This window comes from Burkholderia sp. ABCPW 14 (genome assembly GCF_001523835.1).
Taxonomy (GTDB): domain Bacteria; phylum Pseudomonadota; class Gammaproteobacteria; order Burkholderiales; family Burkholderiaceae; genus Burkholderia; species Burkholderia mayonis.
Window position 1 is genome coordinate 118,741 of the sequence record NZ_LOVS01000070.1, and the last position, 16,428, is coordinate 135,168.

Genomic DNA, 16,428 nt, shown 5'->3' on the forward strand with positions numbered 1-16,428 from the left:
CCGCGCTTTCTCGCTGACCAAGACATCAGGCGGCCTCCGCGGCGGGCGGCGCGGCGTTCGCATCGGGCGAAGCCTCCGCCGGATTCGCCGCATCGTGCTCGCCGGCGCCCGCATCGACGCGCTGCGGCTCGCGCGCGAGCGTCGCCCAGGCGAGCACGTCCTGTGCCGTCGTCCGCGCGGACGCGCACGCCGCGACGATCTCGCCGCGCGCCATCACATACACGCGATCGGTCACGTCGAGCAGCTCGGTCAGGTCGCTCGTGAACAGCAGCACGGCGGCGCCCGAGCGCGCCAGTTCGTCGATCAGCCGGTAGATCTGCGCCTTCGCGCCGACGTCGACGCCGACCGTCGGCTCGTCGAGCAGATAGACCGTCGACGCGCGCCCGAGCCACTTCGCGAGCGCGACTTTCTGCTGGTTGCCGCCCGATAGAAAGCGCACCGGCCAGTCCGCGCGCGGGGGGCGGATGTCGAGCCGGCGGATCAGCGCGTCGGCGGTGCCGGCCTCGCATCGGCCGCGCACGAAGCCGAAGCGCGACACGCGCGGCAGGCTCGCGAGCACGACGTTCTCGCGCACCGACAGCGCGCCCGCGACGCCGTGCGCCAGGCGGTTTTCCGGCACGAGCGCGATGCCGTGCGCGACCGCGTCGCGCGGCCGCCGCACGCGCACGGCACGGCCGTCGATCGAGATGCCGCCACGCGTGCCGCGCGCGAGGCCGAAGAGGGCGCGGATCACGTCCTTGCCGCCGGAGCCGAGCACGCCCGTCAGCCCGACGACCTCGCCGCGCCGCACCGACAACGACAGCGGCCCGAAGCGGCCGGGCAGCGCGAGGTCGCGGGCCTCGATCGCGATCTCGCCCGGCGTGCGCGGCGCGACCGGCTCGCGGCGCTGCGTGGCGTTCGCGTGCGGCTCGCCGATCATCGCGGCGACGAGCGTGTCGCGCGACGCGGCGCGCGCGTCGAGATGCGCGACGTCGACGCCGTCGCGCAGCACGGTCACGCGATCGCACACGCGCGCGATCTCGTTCAGGTAATGCGATACGTAGAGAATCGTGTGGCCGTCGGCGCGCAGCCGCTCGATCGTGCGCAGCAGCCGGTCGACCTCGCTCGTCACGAGCGCCGCGGTCGGCTCGTCGAATACGAGGATCTCGCTGTGCCGGATCAGCGCGCTCGTGATCTGCACGATCTGCTGCTCGGCGACGGAGAGCTCGCCGATCAGCCGATCGGGCGGCAGGTCGACGCCGAATTGCTCGTGCAACACCGCGCGGCAGTCGCGCCGCATCCGTCCGACGTCGAGCGGCAGCAGGCGGGCGAGCCGCGATGCGCCGCCGAGCGTCGGCGGCTGCGGGAAGAACAGCGCCTCGGCGACCGTGAACGTCGCGGGCAGCAGCCGTTCCTGATGGATGAAGCCGATCCGGGCCGCCTGCTTGCGCGCGGAGCCAGAGCCGGAGCCGCTCGCCCCGAGCGGCGAGCCGCCGATGTCGATCTCGCCTTCGTCCGGCGCGTGGAGGCCCGCGAGGATCTTGATGAGCGTCGACTTGCCCGCGCCGTTCTGGCCGATCAGCCCGTGCACGGTGCCGCGCGGCACCGCAAGGGATGCGCCGCGCAGCGCCGCGACGCCGTTGAAGCGCTTGACGACGCGCCGCACATCGAGCGCGAGCGGCGCGTCGGCGTCGGGCGCGGCGGATGCCGCGTGGGCCGCCGTCATCGCCGCGCGGCCTCGGCGTCGGCGGACGCCTGCCCGAGCGTGCGCTGCGCGACGCCCGCGTTGTCCTTCGTGACGAGCACCGACGGCACGAACGTGTAAGCGGGCAGCGACCGGTCGCCCGCCAGATAGCGCGCGACGTTGCGCACCGCGGTTCGGCCGATCAGCGCCGGCTGCTGCGCGACGACGGCCGCCGCGCTCGACTTCGGATTCCTGACGAGCGCGACCGCCTCGGGGCTGCCGTCGACCGCGTACGTGCGGATTTCGGCGCGGCCGGCCGCGTCGACCGCCTGCGTCGCGCCGACCTGCGGGATGTCCCACGCGGCCCAGATCGCCGAGATCGCCCCCTTCGGATACTTCTGCAGTAGCTGGCTGATCTGCGCGTACGCATTCTGTGCGGTGTTCGGGATTACGTCGCGCAGCTCGGGCTCGATGATCTTCACCTTCGGATACCACTTCAGCACGGCCCTCAACTGGTCGTAGCGGATCGCGCACACCGGCACGCCGTAAAAGCCGTTGAAGACGAGGATGTTGCCTTCGCCGCGGATGTCGTTGACGAGCTTGAGCGCGAGCTGCGAGCCGATCAGGAAGTTGTCGGACGTGACGACGTTCAGGCTCGACGGCGATGCGGTGTCGATCGTGAAGAGCGGGATGCCCGCCTGCCGGATCTTCTTCAGCCACGGCTCGAGCACGGACGCGGTGCCGAGCTGCTCGATGATCGCGTCCGGCTTCTGCGCGATCAGCGTCTGGATCTGCGCGATCTGGCGGCTGTCGTTGCGGCCCGCGTCGAGCGCGATCGGCGTGCCGCCGAGTCGCTTCACTTCGTCGACCGCGCCCTGGTACGCCTGCAGATCCCAGTCATGATCGGTGCCGGCGACGGTGATGCCGATCCGCTTGCCGGCGAGCGACAGCGGCGCGCGGTCCGGCTGCTCGGGCGGCGCGGCGTGGGCGGATGCGGCTGCGGCCGCGATGCCGACCGCGAGCGCGGTGGCGAACAGCGTGGACAGCAGGCGAGCGAGCGATGGGAGCGGACGTGACATGGTTCGTGGGCGTTCGGGCACGGGCGTTGAGACGAACGAACGATTCTGTGCAAGCGCGTCGGCGAAGGGAACGATGGATTCGTGCTTTGGTTATGGGAATCGGGAAAATGCACGGGCCGCACAGGCAAAGATGCGATGCTGGAATCGGAGACGGCTGGCGTTAACCCGCAATCGTTATGTCGATTTTGTCAGGCTAATGAAAATTGCCATCGAGGCGACGCTAAATAGATTAGCGATCGATTCGCCGAGCCAATGATCAGTGCGCACGAAAGAGCGGGTAAATACCGTGGCGAGCAAAAAGTCCTGATGAACAAAGACTGCCCCGGCGTATCGTCAGAGCGGCCGGAACGCACGCCAGCGCTGCTGGAAAACCCGAATGATCGATGCGCAAGCCGCGTTATCCCAAACGAAAATCGTATGACCTGTTTCGTCCGTTTTTTCGCAAACGATTGCATTGGGGCGAATCGGGAAAACCATCGATTTTTTATAGGATGACTTAACCTAATTTTTAGATTCGCCGTATCGGTGCGCTGCAGCACCGTGATAAGCTCAACCGGCAGAAAACAAGTATGAGACGAACGGGGGTGTTCGCGATGAAACACGATATCCGATCGCAGATGGCCACGAGAAGACACGGCACGGCGAGCGCATTGGCAGCGTCTGGCCGTCCGTGCGCCGCGCACGACGCCGAGGGCTTCGTCGGCATCCTGATCGAAGTGTTCGCGCGCGTCGTCGCGGCGCTTGCGCTAGGGGTTTTCGCGTATGCGGCGTACACGCAGTGGCGGCTCGATCCGTCGCGAATCACGCTGATCCTGCTCGCGGTCTCGATGACCTTGACGGTGGGTCTGTCGCTGTTCGCCGAGCCGCCGAAAAAACGCGACTGGAGCCCGGTTGCGTTGCTCTTCTCGCTCGGCGGCACCTTCTACTACCTCGTGTTCCAGCTCACCGCGAGCCGCCAGTTGATTCCCGAGACGGTCGGCGCGGCGATCCAGTTGTTCGGCCTGTTCTGGCAGCTTTTCGCGAAGCTGTCGCTCAGGAAATCGTTCGGTATTCTGCCGGCCAACCGCGGCGTCGTGTCGCGCGGCGCGTACAGGTTCGTCCGGCATCCGATGTATCTCGGCTATCTGATCATCGATACGGGCTTCCTGCTGACGAACTTCAGCACGCGCAACCTGCTCGCGGTCGCGCTGCAGATCGGGCTGCAAGCCGGCCGGATCTATCGCGAGGAAAGGATTCTGTCCGAGGACGCCGCGTACCGCGCGTACAAGCGATCGGTTCGATATCGGGTGATTCCGGGCCTTTTCTGACCGCGCCGGCGCGCATCGGAGGGGCGATCGCGCCGGGCAACGCCACGCGGCCTCGTCGCCTGTCCCGCGTTCGACGAGACGAGTATTTGTTATCCCAATCAATATGCCGCGCCCGCGTGTCGCCGACATGCGCACGTTCCGGCGATGTGCGCCGCGCGCGATTCGATCGGATACCTACCAAAAATACTAGGTTCGCGTCGCGGACGATGACCTAGTATTCGAACTGGCTTCACCGGCTGGCGGGGTGCGCTCCGGCGGGCCGGCACCGCCAGCCGCCGCTACCCGGTCCGCCTGGGAGATGCGACATGGCTTACAAGAATCTCGTCAATCAAAGTGGATTGCCGCTCAGCATCGAGCTGGTGACCCGCCAGGGCTCCGATCCCAGCCAATCCGGCGCGACGATCTCCGTCTCGCTGGCAGCCAACGGAAAGCAGACGGTCGAATACGGCAACAACCAGAATCCGTACCTGAATGCGCTCGTCATCTCATCGTCGGCGAACGGCGCGTTTGCGAACGGCTCGCAGATCGTGACGGCGCGCGGCAGCACGTGGGACAACGTGCTGAACACCAATAACACGCTGACGTTCAGCGGCGCGGGCGGCCTGAACGTCGTCGGCACCAACACGTGACGGCGTCGCGCTAGCGGTCCTCCCGCCTGCGCCGCCGCAGGGCGCCAGGCGGGCACGCGCCGCACATCGACCGGCTGCGCGGTGCGCGGCTCACGCGGCCTGTTCTTCCTGCTTGCCGGGCCCGCCGCCGATCTGCCATACATACGGCGGCTCGGTCCCGTTGACGGCCCGGTTTCCGACGATTCTCGCTTTGTAGACGAGCGGATTGTGCGACGCGACCGTGCGCGCGTTGCGCCAGTGACGGTCGAGCGCCTTCGCCGTGCTGATCGCCGATGCGCCGAGCGCGTCGAACAGATGCGTCGCCGCGCGCAGCACGAGTTCCGATACGACCAGTTGCCCCTGCGCGGATTCGATTTCGGCCGCGACGTTCGCGTCGTGCTCGGCGGCGGCGTCCTCGCCGAAGCGCGCCTCGTACGCGCGCTGCGACGGCTGCGCGGCGCGCAGCGCGATCGCCTCGGCCGCATACGCCCATGCCGAGATTTCGCCGACGACCTGCAGGATCTGTGCGTCTTCGCTGACACGCGACGCGTTGCCGTGGCTATAGACCCGCTTGCGATCGCGCACGAGCGCGCTCGCGTCTCGCTCGACCGCGCGGCCGATGCCGGCGAGCGTCGCGAGGTGAAACAACTGATAGAACGCCGTCTGATACTTGAAGCGCCGCGCGAAATCGATCACGTGCTGCTCGTCGACGTGCGCGTCGATGAAGCGCGTCGTGCCGCTGCCCGTCGTCGCCTGGCCGAAGCCGTCCCAGTCGTCGTCGCGGATCACGCCCGCCTGGTGCGTGGCGACCGCGGCGATCACCGGGCTGCCGTCGTCGGCGCGCTGCGCGTAGACGTCGATCCAGTCCGCGAAGATCGCCCCGGTGCTGTAGTACTTCTCGCCGTTCACGACCCAGCGGCCGTCGCGCTTCGATACTTTTGTCTTGACTTCGCCGAGCGCGACGTCGCCGACTTCGGTCCAGGCGTTGCCGACGAGCTGGCCGTTCGCGAAGCGGTCGAACCACGCTTGCCGCGCGGAGCCGGGCGGCGCATTCAGCCAGTCTTCGACGAACGCGAAGTGACCGCGCAGCGCCTGCGGCAGATTCGAATCGGCGGCCGCGAGTTCGATCAGCAGTTGAAAGAGCTGCGGAACCGACGCACCCGCGCCGCCCGCTTGCACGGGCACGCGCACCGCACCGAATCCCGCTTCCTTCAGCCAGCGAATCGGCTCGTGCGGCAGCGTGCGCGTGCGGTCGCGCTCGATCGCGCCTTCGGCGATGCGCGCGAAGATCGGCCGGAAGCGGGCTGCGAGCGGCGCGTAATCGGCGCCGGTCGAGATCGTTTGATCGTGGAGAGCGTGAGGCATGGCTGTGTCCTGTGGTGAGTGAACGAAAGGTGGTTCGATGGAGCGGCGAGCGCGGCGAACGGTGCGCGCGTTTCGCGCTGGGCAATCGCGGCTCGGGTCGAGTGGCGAAGGTGGCTTGCACGGTGCCCGGTCATTCGAGCGTTCGGATGCGCGAGCGCGCGAGTGACGTGACCGAGCGCTGTCGTGCGCCGACGAACCGCATCGGATGCGTGGCGCACCATTGTGTCGCGTCGCGAACGTCGAACAGTTCCCGTATCGCTGATGGAATGCCGGCGGCGAAGCGCATCGCCGAACCGGGTCGGATCGCACAGTAGCGTTGCGACGGCGTCGCGACGAATACGCAACCGCCGTCGCTGCGGCACCCGCGCGGTCGATGCCTCGCCGCGCCATCGCGTCGCGCTCCGACGCCCGAACGGCGCCGCCGCGGCAATCCCGCCTATGCCGCTTCGCGCGCGAGCGCACGGTCGTCATCGGCGTCGTCTTCCGCGTCGACGTCGCGCGCGGTCGGCTCGTAGCGGATTGCCGCGAGAAACACGATCGGCACGAACGCCGCGATCGACACGATCCAGAACATGTCGGTGCCGAGGCGCGCGTTCAGGATCGGCAGCACGAACAGCGCGAACGCGCTGCCGATGCCGGTCAGCGAGCGCCCGAAGCCGAGCCCCGTGCCGCGAATCGAGGTCGGATACGATAGCGCCGGATAGATCATCATCTGCGCGCCCGGGCCGAAGCCCTCGGCGAACAGCCACAGCCCGAGCATCAGCACCGCGACGCCGATCCCGAGCGCGGTCTGCGGATGACCGAGCAGCGCGAGCGCGACGAGCGCGGCGCACTGCAACGCGAAGCCGGCGATCGCGACGCGCCGCGACGGCAGCTTGTACGCGAGCCGCATCCCGAGCAGCCCGCCCGTCAGCGCGAACAGCACGTTGAGCGCGAGCGTCGCGAAGATCGTCTCGAACACGCCCGCGCCGAGGAACTGCGACAGGATCGTCGGCAGGAAGAACGCGATCGCCGTGTATTCGAACGGAATGCACAGATTCATCGCGCTCGCAACGAGCGTGCGTTGCAGATACGGCCGCTTGAACAGCACGCGGAAACTGACGGGCGGCTGTGTCGTAGTCGTAACCGGCGTTGGTGTTGGCGATGGCGTTGGCATTGCGCGCGCAGCGTCGTCGACCGCGTGCGCATGGATGCCGTACGATTCGCGCAGGATGCGCGCCGCGTCGTTCAGGTTGCCTTGATTCGCGGCCCAGAGCGGCGATTCGTTCATGTAGCGGCTGCGCACCAGGATGATGACGAGCGCCGGCACCGCGCCGAAGATCAGCGACGCGCGCCACAGCCAGCCCGCGTGCTCCGCGGGCAGCAGGAAGTACAGCCCGAACACGATCAGGAAGCACACGGACGACGCCGCATACCACATCGGGCACCATGCGGCGAGCCGCGACGCCTTGTTGCCGCGCCCGCTGAACTTCGAGAACTCGGACAGGAACGCCATCGCGACGGGCAGATCGATACCGACGCCGAGCCCCATCACGAAGCGCGCGGCGATCAGCACCCACACGTTCGGCGCGAGGCCGGCCGCGATCGCCGCGACGACGAAGAACAGCATGTCGGCCATGAACACCTGGTAGCGGCCGATCTTGTCGGTGAACCAGCCGCCGATCAGGCTGCCGAGGATCGTGCCGATCATGATCGACGCGCTGACGAGCCCGCTCAGCGCGGGCGTCAGATTGAACTCGCGGGCCACGTCCTGGATTCCGTATGACAGCGTCGTCAGATCGTAGGCATCGAGGAACACGCCGCCGAGCGCGAGCAGGACGATTACGCGCGCATGGCCGCCGCGCGCGCCCGATGTGTTGATGAGCCGCGAGACATCGCTCGCGGAACGGATCGGCGTCGAGATCGGCGCATCGAGGTCGAGTGTGCTCAAGGGAAGCTCTTCGGTTGGGTCGGTTCGAACGGCAAGTCGCAGTTATACGAAGCGGCCCGGTAAAACACAAAGAAGCAGTTCGCGATTCGTTATGAAGCGCGTGGCGATAAGCAATCGCCGGAATCGGGCGGGAAAAGGAGGGCTGCGAAACGGGCGGCGCGTTGCGGGCCGCCTTGCGCGCGAAACGGCATGATTGCGCGTCACTCGTCACTCGTCACTCGGAGCGGCGTGCGGTATGCGATGCGCGATGTTCGATCGGCGCGCGCACGGCGATGGGCTCCCACGTTCAGCGGTGCGCACGCGCCGCGCGCCGGGAATATCCTGCGGCTCAGCGCTGCGGCCGCGGAAAGATGCACGGATGCATCTTCACGTACAGGGTTTGATTCACGCACGGGCGTCCGGCGTAGTCGACGATTGCTCCCGTCGAGCGCCGCGGCTTGCTCTTCCGGTTGCCGTCGGCGCTTGCGTTCGGCGATGCGACGGATGGCCCCGCTTCGCCGGATCGAGGGTCCTGGCGGAGCGGAGCGCAGGCCGCCAGCGCGATGCCGAACGCGACGGCGATGATCGGCGCTTTCATGATGTTCCTCTTGTTTCGTGTTGTTCGAGTCGACGTCGACGCTCGCCTTCGAATCGATGCGTCGCGTGCCGGCTGAGCCGGCGCGTGCATCGCCGCGTGCGCGTCGCGTCGGTCGATGCGGCGACATGTTGCGCGGGCGTCGCCGCGCGAACGTGATCCGAACATGACAAAGTTGTCGACGAAGCGCGATGCGTACGACGTCGACGCATCGGTGGACGAAGCGCGCGCGATGCCGATGGGCAGAGCGGTTCGCGCGGGAATTCGCGGAAAGCGCCGCCGTCCGCGTCATCGCAGCGCCCATCGAAAGACGCTCGACGAACCCGCAAAAAAATGCCGGACAGGGGGGACTGTCCGGCAAAAGTGCAATAGCACCTGCTGGTGCCAATGCGCCTCGCGTGCTCGAGGGGAACCAAGCACCTCAATCCAATTTCGTCTGATCGGCGATCTTGGAATGCAGATGCTAAAGGACCGACGCAGCGCCACGCTGACGCGAACATGAAATTCCCGTCATGCGCGGTAGGCGAGTGCCGCCGATTCCGGGCCGCGCGCAGATGACGAATTTGTCATCGAGCGCTCATGGCCGCGTACTGTCCGACGCTCAAAGTAGAGGCGACTGTCGCTCGACAGTGATCAACTCGATGGAGAGCTAACGATGAACGCGAAAAAACGCATGATATGGGCCGCCGCCGCTGCATTGACGACGCAGGCGTTTGCGCAGGTCGCATTCGCGCAAGGCAAGACGCGCGCCGAAGTCGCGCAGGAACTGGTCCGGGCCCAGCACGATGGCATCGTGCCCGCGGGCAAGAACGACTATCCGCCGAGCGCGGCGCTGATCGCCCGCAACAAGACGCTGCATGCAATTTCGGTTCACGGCGGCAAGGCCGATCGCTCGATCGATCCGCATGATCCAGTCGTCGCGCGCTGACGCTGCCGCTGTCGTAGCCGCCGTCGGCGCACACGCGACGCGCGCTGCGCAGGCCGCGAGCCCGATCGGGTTCGCGCGCTGCGCCGCATCGCGCGGCGCGCTCGGTCAAGCCGGGTGCGCGGGAAATTTCAGCCAGAACGTCGTGCGCACGCGCGGCTCGCTCTCGACGCCGCACGTGCCGCCGTGGTTTTCCATGATCGACCGGACGATCGCGAGGCCGAGCCCGGTGCCGGACGCCGAGTTGTGCCGCGCCGGATCGACGCGGTAGAACCGTTCGAAGATCCGCTCGCGATGCTGCGGCTCGATTCCGCGGCCCGTATCCGTTACGCCGATCGTCGTCGCGTCGTCGGTCTGCCGGCATTCGACGGTGATCGTCGAGCCGCGCGGCGCATGATTGAGCGCGTTGCTGATCAAATTGCTGAGCGCGCGCTGATAGAGGAGCGCATCCGCCTGCACGGCGGCCTGCCCACGCACGACGATATCCACTTCCGCATCTTCGGCCATCGGCTCGTAATAGCCCGCGACGCGTTCCGCTTGCGCCGCCGCGTCGAGCGTGCGGATCGCCAGATGGCTTTCCGCATTGTCCGAGCGCGCGAGGAACAGCATGTCTTCGATCATGCGCGACAGGCGCTGATATTCGTCGATGCTCGATTCGATCACGTCGCGGTACTCGTCGGCCGTGCGCGGCTTCGACAGCGCGACCTGCGCTTCGGCCAGCAGGTTCGTGAGCGGCGTGCGCATGTCGTGCGCGAGATTCGACGAGAACTGGCTCAGGCGTACGAACGATTCGTCGAGGCGCTTGAGCATGCCGTTGAACGCATGCTCCATCTCCTTCAGCTCGCCCGACGTGTCGAGCGCCGGCAGCGGATGCGCGAGCCGGCTCGACGACATCTGCTCGGCGCGCGCGACGAGCCGGCGCAGCGGACTCAGGCCGAGCATCGCGATCCCGTATGCGAGCGCCGCCGTCAGCACGACGGCGAGCACCTCGATCAGCACGACCGTGTACGCATACGCGCGCAGCAGCGCGCGATCGTTCTTGCCGTCGTACTGCACGACGACGCGCACGGCCTGGCCCGTCGCGGCGTGCAGCGGCGCATCGCCGGCGAGATAGCCGAACGTCGAGCCGCCGGACGTCGCGGTGAACGGCGTGTGCGTCGCCGGCGCGGCGAGCGCGGCCGGCGGCGCGACGAAGCCGCGCGTCGCGAACAGCAAGCGGCCGTCCGCGCCGACAATCGCCAGATCCAGATTCTGATGGCCGTGCAACTGGTCGACCCACAGGTCGGTCTTGCGCGGGATGTCGTCGACGCTGCGGACGCTCGCGAGATGCGTGCGCATCGCCGCGAGCGTCGCCGTTCTTTCGTACGACGACGTGCTTTCGAGCCGGTTGCGCAGCGCGCCGTAGAGCGCGATGCCGCTCAGCGCGAGCGTCACCGCCGTCGACAGGATGATCAGCGCCGTCAGCCGGGCGCGCAGCGTGCGGGGCAACATGTGTTTGATCATCGGCTCGCGGCGTTCCTGACTTCGAGCACGTAGCCCATTCCGCGCACGGTGTGGATCAGCTTCGGCTCGTACGCATCGTCGATCTTCGAGCGCAGCCGGCGGATCGCCGCATCGACGACGTTCGTGTCGCTGTTGAAATTCATGTCCCACACCTGCGATGCGATCGTCGCGCGCGGCAGGATCTCGCCCTCGCGGCGCATCAGCAGCCACAGCAGCGCGAACTCCTTCGCGGTCAGCAGCACGACGTCGCCCTGGCGGGTCGCCTTGCGCCGCGTCAGGTCGAGCTCGAGATCGGCGACCCGCAGGATTGCCGATTCGCGCGCCTGCCCGCGGCGCAGGATCGAGCGCACGCGCGCGACGAGCTCGACGAAATCGAACGGCTTGACGACGTAATCGTCGGCGCCGAGCTCCAGCCCCTTCACGCGGTCGCCGACATCGTCGCGCGCGGTCAGGAACAGCACCGGCGTCGAACGTTCGCGGCGCAGCCGCTCGAGCACGGTCCAGCCGTCGTGGCCGGGCAGCATCACGTCGAGGATGATCAGGTCGTAATCCTCGGTCTCGGCCTGATGGAGGCCCGTCACGCCGTCCTCGACCCAATCCGCGATGAAGCCCGCTTCCGTCAGCCCCTTGCGCAGATACATGCCGGTCTTCGGCTCGTCTTCCACTATCAGTATTCGCATCAGCATTCACCTCGATGATTCGCGTCGCCGGCGCAGGGCAGCCGCGGGCGCGAGTTTCGCGAGCCTTCCGGCGAGCGCCGCGCGCAGCGACGCCGAGTGCGCCACCCGATAGAGTACCGGCAAAACGAGCAGCGTCAGCGCGGTCGACGACAGGATGCCGCCGATCACGACCGTCGCGAGCGGACGCTGGACCTCGGCGCCCGTGCCCGTCGCGAACGCCATCGGCAGGAATCCCAACGACGCGACGAGCGCCGTCATCAGCACCGGCCGCAGGCGCGTGAGCGCGCCTTCGCGCACCGCGGCATCGAGCGCGACGCCTTCGTCACGCAGATTGCGGACGAACGAGATCATCACGAGGCCGTTCAGCACCGCGACGCCCGACAGCGCGATGAAGCCGACCGCGGCCGTGATCGACAGCGGAATCCCGCGCAGCCACAGCGACACGACACCGCCTGTCAGCGCGAACGGGATGCCGGTGAACACAAGCAGGCCGTCCTTCGCATTGTTGAACATCACGAACAGCAGCACGAACACCATCGCGAGCGCGAGCGGCACGACGATCTTCAGCCGCTCGCTCGCGCTCTGCAACTGCTCGAACTGGCCGCCCCACGACAGCCAGTAGCCGGCCGGCACCCGGACGTCCGCCGCGATCCGCTCGCGCGCGCCGGCGACGAACGAGCCGACGTCGCGCCCGCGCACGTTCGCGCCGACGACGACGCGGCGTTTGCCGTCCTCGCGGCTGATCTGGTTCGGCCCCGGCGACACGTCGACCGTCGCGAGCTCGGCGAGCGGCACGTACGGCGCCCGGACGACCGGGCCGTTCGGGCCGTTCGCACCCGCCGACGCCGTGAACGGCAGCGCGATCGGCAGCCGCTCGATCGCCTCGACGTCGGTGCGCAGTTCGTCGGGCAGCCGCACGACGATGTCGAAGCGGCGATCGCCCTGGAACAGCAGGCCGGCCTTGCGGCCGCCGACCGCCGCGGCGACCGTGTCCTGCACGTCGCCGACCGTCACGCCGTAGCGCGCGAGCTTGTCGCGATCGAGGTGGACGGTCAGCACGGGCAGGCCCGTCGTCTGCTCGACCTTCACCTCGGATGCGCCCGGCACCTTCTGCAGCGCGGCCGCGATCCGCTCGCCCGTTGCGTTGAGCACTGTCATGTCGTCGCCGAAGAGCTTGACCGCGACGTCGCTGCGCACGCCGGAGATCAGCTCATTGAAGCGCAGCTGGATCGGCTGCGAGAATTCGTACGCGTTGCCGGGCAGCTCGGCCAGCACGGCCTCGATTTCCTCGCGCAACGTATCGCGCGACTTGCGCGGGTTCGGCCACTCGTCGACGGGCTTCAGCATGATGTAGCCGTCGGACAGGTTCGGCGGCATCGGATCGGCGGCGATTTCCGCCGTGCCGGTGCGCGCGAACACTCGTTCGATCTCGGGGAAGCGCGCCTTCAGCGTCTTCTCGATCGATTGCTGCATCGCGACGGACTGCGACAGGCTCGTGCCCGGGATGCGCTGCGCGGACACCGCGAGGTCGCCTTCGTTCAGGCTCGGGACGAACTCGCTGCCGAGCCGCGTCGCGAGCACGAACGTCAGCGCGACGACGGCGGCCGCGCCCGCGAGCACCGGCTTCGGCCGCGCGACGAACGCGTCGAGCACGGGCGCGTACACGCGCTTCGCGGCGCTCATCAGCCGATTTTCCTTTTCCTCGACGCGCCGGCCGATGAAGAGCGCGACCGCGGCCGGAATGAACGTGACGGTGAGCGCCATCGCGGCCGCGAGCGCCATCACGACGGTGAGCGCCATCGGATGGAACATCTTGCCTTCGACGCCCGTCAGCGCAAAGATCGGCAGATAGACGACCATGATGATCAGTTGCCCGAAGATCAGCGCGCGGCGCGCCTCCTGCGACGCGGCGAACACTTCGGCGAAGCGCTCGTCGCGCGTGAGCGGGCGGGCGGCCGCGCGTTGCGCGTGCGCGAGCCGGCGAATGCAGTTCTCGACGATCACGACCGCGCCGTCGACGATGATGCCGAAGTCGAGCGCGCCCAAGCTCATCAGGTTCGCGCTGAGCTTCGCGTTGACCATCCCGGTGAACGTCATCAGCATCGACAGCGGGATCACGAGCGCGGTGATCAGCGCCGCGCGAATGTTGCCGAGGAACAGGAAGAGGATCGCGATCACGAGCGCCGCGCCTTCGAGCAGATTCTTCTTGACCGTCTGCACGGCCTTCTCGACGAGCACCGTGCGGTCGTAGACGGGGATCGCGCGCACGCCGGCGGGCAGCGTGCGGTTCACGTCGACCATCTTCGCGGCGACCGCCTTCGCGACGGTCCGGCTGTTTTCGCCCATCAGCATGAACACGGTGCCGAGCACCACTTCGTCGCCGTTCGACGTCGCGGCGCCCGTTCGCAGCTCGCGGCCGATGTCGACCTGGCCCACGTCCGTCATCCGCACCGGCACGCCGCCGACGTTCGTCAACACGATGTTCGCGATGTCGTCGACCGAGCGCGCCTGGCCCGGCACGCGCACGAGATACTGCTCGCCGCGCTTCTCGATGTAGCCCGCGCCGACGTTGTCGTTGTTGCGCTCGAGCGCGCGCACGACATCGGCGAGCGTGAGGCCGTACGACATCAGCTTCGTCGGATTCGGCGCGACGCGGTATTCCTTCACGTAGCCGCCGATCGAGTTCACCTCGGTGACGCCCGGCACGTTGCGCAGTTGCGGCCGCACGACCCAGTCCTGCAGCTCGCGCAGATCGGCGCTCGTGTAGCGCGCGCCGTCCGGCTTGCGCGCGGCGGCGTCGGCTTCGACGGTCCACAGGTAGATTTCGCCCAAGCCCGTCGACGTCGGCCCCATCGCGGGCGCGATGCCGGGCGGCAGCTTGTCCTTCGCTTCCTGAATCCGCTCGTTGACGAGCTGGCGCGCGAAATAGATGTCGGTGCCGTCCTTGAAGATCACGGTGACCTGCGACAGCCCGTAGCGCGAGATCGACCGCGTCTGCTCCAGGTTCGGCAGGCCGGCCATCGCGGTCTCGACCGGATAGGTGATCCGCTGCTCGGCTTCGAGCGGCGAATAGCCGGGCGCGGACGTGTTGATCTGCACCTGCACGTTCGTGATGTCGGGCACCGCGTCGATCGGCAGCTTCTGGTAGCTGTAGACGCCGAGCGACGCGACCGCGGCGATCGCGAGCATCACGAGCCAGCGGTGCGCGATCGCAAAGCGGATCAGGCGCTCAAACATGGTGACGGTCCTCAGGAATGCGGAGAAAACGATGCGCGCCGGGGCCGGGGCGCGAGCCGGGCGGCGCGTCAGTGCTCGTCGGCGACGCCCTTGCCGAGCTCCGCCTTCAGCACGAAGCTGTTCGCGGCGACGTAGGTCTGGCCGGGCGCGAGGCCCTTCACGACCTCGATGGTTTTCGCGTCGCGCCGCCCCGTCTCGATTGCTTGCGCAACGAATCCCTTCGGCGTCCGCACGAACACGGAAGGCGCGCCGTCGACGTCCTGCAGCGCGTCGACGGCGACCGCGACGGGGACGTTCTGCGTGCCGGCGTCGACGGTCACGTCGACGAACATCCCGGGCCGCCATGCGCCATCGGGGTTCGGCAGCACGACGCGCGCGGGCGCGGTGCGGGTCTGCTCGCCGAGCAGCGCGCCGACATACGCGATCGGCCCGCTCGACGTCGAATCGAACGCGGCCGCGTTGACCGTCGCGTGGCGGCCGACGCGCACGTCGTTCAGGCGCTGCGCGGGCACGGCCATCTCCGCCCAGACCGACGACAGATCGGAGATGACGAAGACGTTCGCGTCGGCCGCGATCGCCTCGCCGGGCGCGATGTGCTTTTCGACGATGGTGCCCGTGAACGGCGCGCGCAGTTCGTAGCGATTGAGCGCGCCGGACGCGGCCGACGCGTTCAGCGCGGCGAGCTTCTGGCGCGCGTTCGCCGCGGCGATTTCCGCCTCGCGCAATTGCACCTGCGCCTGCAGATAATCCTGCTCGGCGGAGATTCGTTCTTCCCACAAGGTTTTTTCGCGCGCATACGACGTGCGAGCCGCCTGTAGCCGGCGCTCGGCCATCAGCAGCTCGCTGCGCCGGTCGGCGAGGTCCGTGCTCGCGATGACGGCGAGGCGCTGGCCCTGCTTGACGTTCTCGCCGATCGACACCGCGACGCGCTCGACGATCCCCGCGACGCGCGGCACGACGTGCGCGGTGCGATCCTCGTTGAACTTGATCTCGCCGGGGAGCTGGAAGCGCGTGACGATCCGCGCGGGGCCCGCGCGCGCAACGCCGATCTGCGCCGCGCCGACCTGCTCGTCGGACAGCGCGATCGCGCCGTCGGCGCGCGAGAACGGAAACGATGCGCTGCGCGCGCCGATCCTCACGTCGATCGACGCATCGAAGACGTGCGGCTTCGCGATCGGTTGCGTCGACGTGTACTTCGCGCCGGCTGCCGAGAACGGCAACGCGACGCGGCTGCCGTCGTAGCGGGTCAGCGTGGCGGAGATGCTCGCGTCTTTCGCGGCCGGCTTGCCGTCGGCGAACGGGTAGACGATGAGGCACGCGTCGCCGGGCTTTTCCGACAGCACGATCTCGACGGACAGCGCGCCTTGCGCGAGCACGGTGCCGCCGTGCTGGCCGGCCGCGCCCGATGCGGCGTCGGCCGCAGCAGCGGTCCCGGATGCGCCCGCCGTGGAGACGGCCGCCGTGGACGGCGCGCGCGCGACTGCCAGCGCGATGACGAGGGCGCCGGCTGCGGCCGCCCCGGCGAGGGTCAGTTGCTTGCGTTGCATGGCGGGTTCT

The 16,428-nt window shown here is 68.2% G+C and carries 12 protein-coding genes; 3 read left to right on the forward strand and 9 right to left on the reverse strand.

The genetic code is table 11. The features are described 5' to 3' along the window. Nucleotides 1-25 precede the first annotated feature (25 nt). Both WS62_RS10465 and WS62_RS10470 read right to left on the reverse strand, forming a co-directional pair. Nucleotides 26-1,705 (reverse strand): sugar ABC transporter ATP-binding protein, encoded by a 1,680-nt coding sequence (locus WS62_RS10465; RefSeq protein ID WP_066570780.1) that lies wholly within the window; start codon nt 1,703-1,705, stop codon nt 26-28. Beyond that, entirely contained in the window at nt 1,702-2,742 is a 1,041-nt protein-coding gene (locus WS62_RS10470) for a sugar ABC transporter substrate-binding protein (RefSeq protein WP_066570781.1), read from the reverse strand. The genes WS62_RS10465 and WS62_RS10470 overlap by 4 nt, the downstream gene beginning before the upstream one ends. A 617-nt stretch (nt 2,743-3,359) precedes the next feature. Here WS62_RS10470 and WS62_RS10475 point away from each other — a divergent pair. Together WS62_RS10475 and WS62_RS10480 are read left to right on the forward strand one after the other, a co-directional pair. Then, a complete protein-coding gene (locus WS62_RS10475) occupies nt 3,360-4,049 on the forward strand; it encodes a methyltransferase family protein (protein ID WP_231748256.1) in 690 nt (229 codons plus the stop codon). A 305-nt stretch (nt 4,050-4,354) separates the two neighbouring features. After that, entirely contained in the window at nt 4,355-4,678 is a 324-nt protein-coding gene (locus WS62_RS10480) for a hypothetical protein (protein ID WP_066570783.1), read from the forward strand. Nucleotides 4,679-4,768: 90 nt separating this feature from the next. Here the strand turns inward: WS62_RS10480 and WS62_RS10485 are convergent, their stop codons facing one another. The 3 genes from WS62_RS10485 to WS62_RS10495 form a co-directional block, all read right to left on the reverse strand. Then, the gene (locus WS62_RS10485; protein ID WP_066570784.1) at nt 4,769-6,022 is read right to left on the reverse strand and encodes an acyl-CoA dehydrogenase family protein; all 1,254 of its coding nucleotides are present in this window, start codon (nt 6,020-6,022) and stop codon (nt 4,769-4,771) included. Nucleotides 6,023-6,458: 436 nt separating this feature from the next. After that, nucleotides 6,459-7,952 (reverse strand): MFS transporter, encoded by a 1,494-nt coding sequence (locus tag WS62_RS10490; protein ID WP_066570785.1) that lies wholly within the window; start codon nt 7,950-7,952, stop codon nt 6,459-6,461. A gap of 328 nt (nt 7,953-8,280) precedes the next feature. After that, on the reverse strand, nt 8,281-8,529 hold the full coding sequence (locus WS62_RS10495) for a hypothetical protein (RefSeq protein ID WP_066570786.1): 249 nt from the start codon (nt 8,527-8,529) through the stop codon (nt 8,281-8,283). Between the two features lie 652 nt (nt 8,530-9,181). Here WS62_RS10495 and WS62_RS10500 point away from each other — a divergent pair. After that, complete coding sequence (locus WS62_RS10500) at nt 9,182-9,454, forward strand: DUF4148 domain-containing protein (RefSeq protein WP_066570787.1); 273 nt, start codon at nt 9,182-9,184, stop codon at nt 9,452-9,454. 105 nt (nt 9,455-9,559) lie between these two features. Here the strand turns inward: WS62_RS10500 and irlS are convergent, their stop codons facing one another. The 4 genes from irlS to WS62_RS10520 all read right to left on the reverse strand — a co-directional run bounded on the left by irlS (nt 9,560) and on the right by WS62_RS10520 (nt 16,418). Beyond that, entirely contained in the window at nt 9,560-10,954 is a 1,395-nt protein-coding gene (gene irlS / locus WS62_RS10505) for a heavy metal sensor histidine kinase IrlS (RefSeq protein ID WP_066570788.1), read from the reverse strand. Then, on the reverse strand, nt 10,951-11,634 hold the full coding sequence (gene irlR, locus WS62_RS10510) for a heavy metal response regulator transcription factor IrlR (protein ID WP_066570805.1): 684 nt from the start codon (nt 11,632-11,634) through the stop codon (nt 10,951-10,953). The genes irlS and irlR overlap by 4 nt, the downstream gene beginning before the upstream one ends. A gap of 6 nt (nt 11,635-11,640) precedes the next feature. After that, nucleotides 11,641-14,871: an efflux RND transporter permease subunit gene (locus WS62_RS10515; protein WP_066570789.1), complete on the reverse strand. Its 3,231-nt coding sequence runs from the start codon at nt 14,869-14,871 to the stop codon at nt 11,641-11,643. Between the two features lie 68 nt (nt 14,872-14,939). Then, complete coding sequence (locus WS62_RS10520) at nt 14,940-16,418, reverse strand: efflux RND transporter periplasmic adaptor subunit (RefSeq protein WP_066570790.1); 1,479 nt, start codon at nt 16,416-16,418, stop codon at nt 14,940-14,942. Between the last annotated feature and the right edge of the window lie 10 nt (nt 16,419-16,428).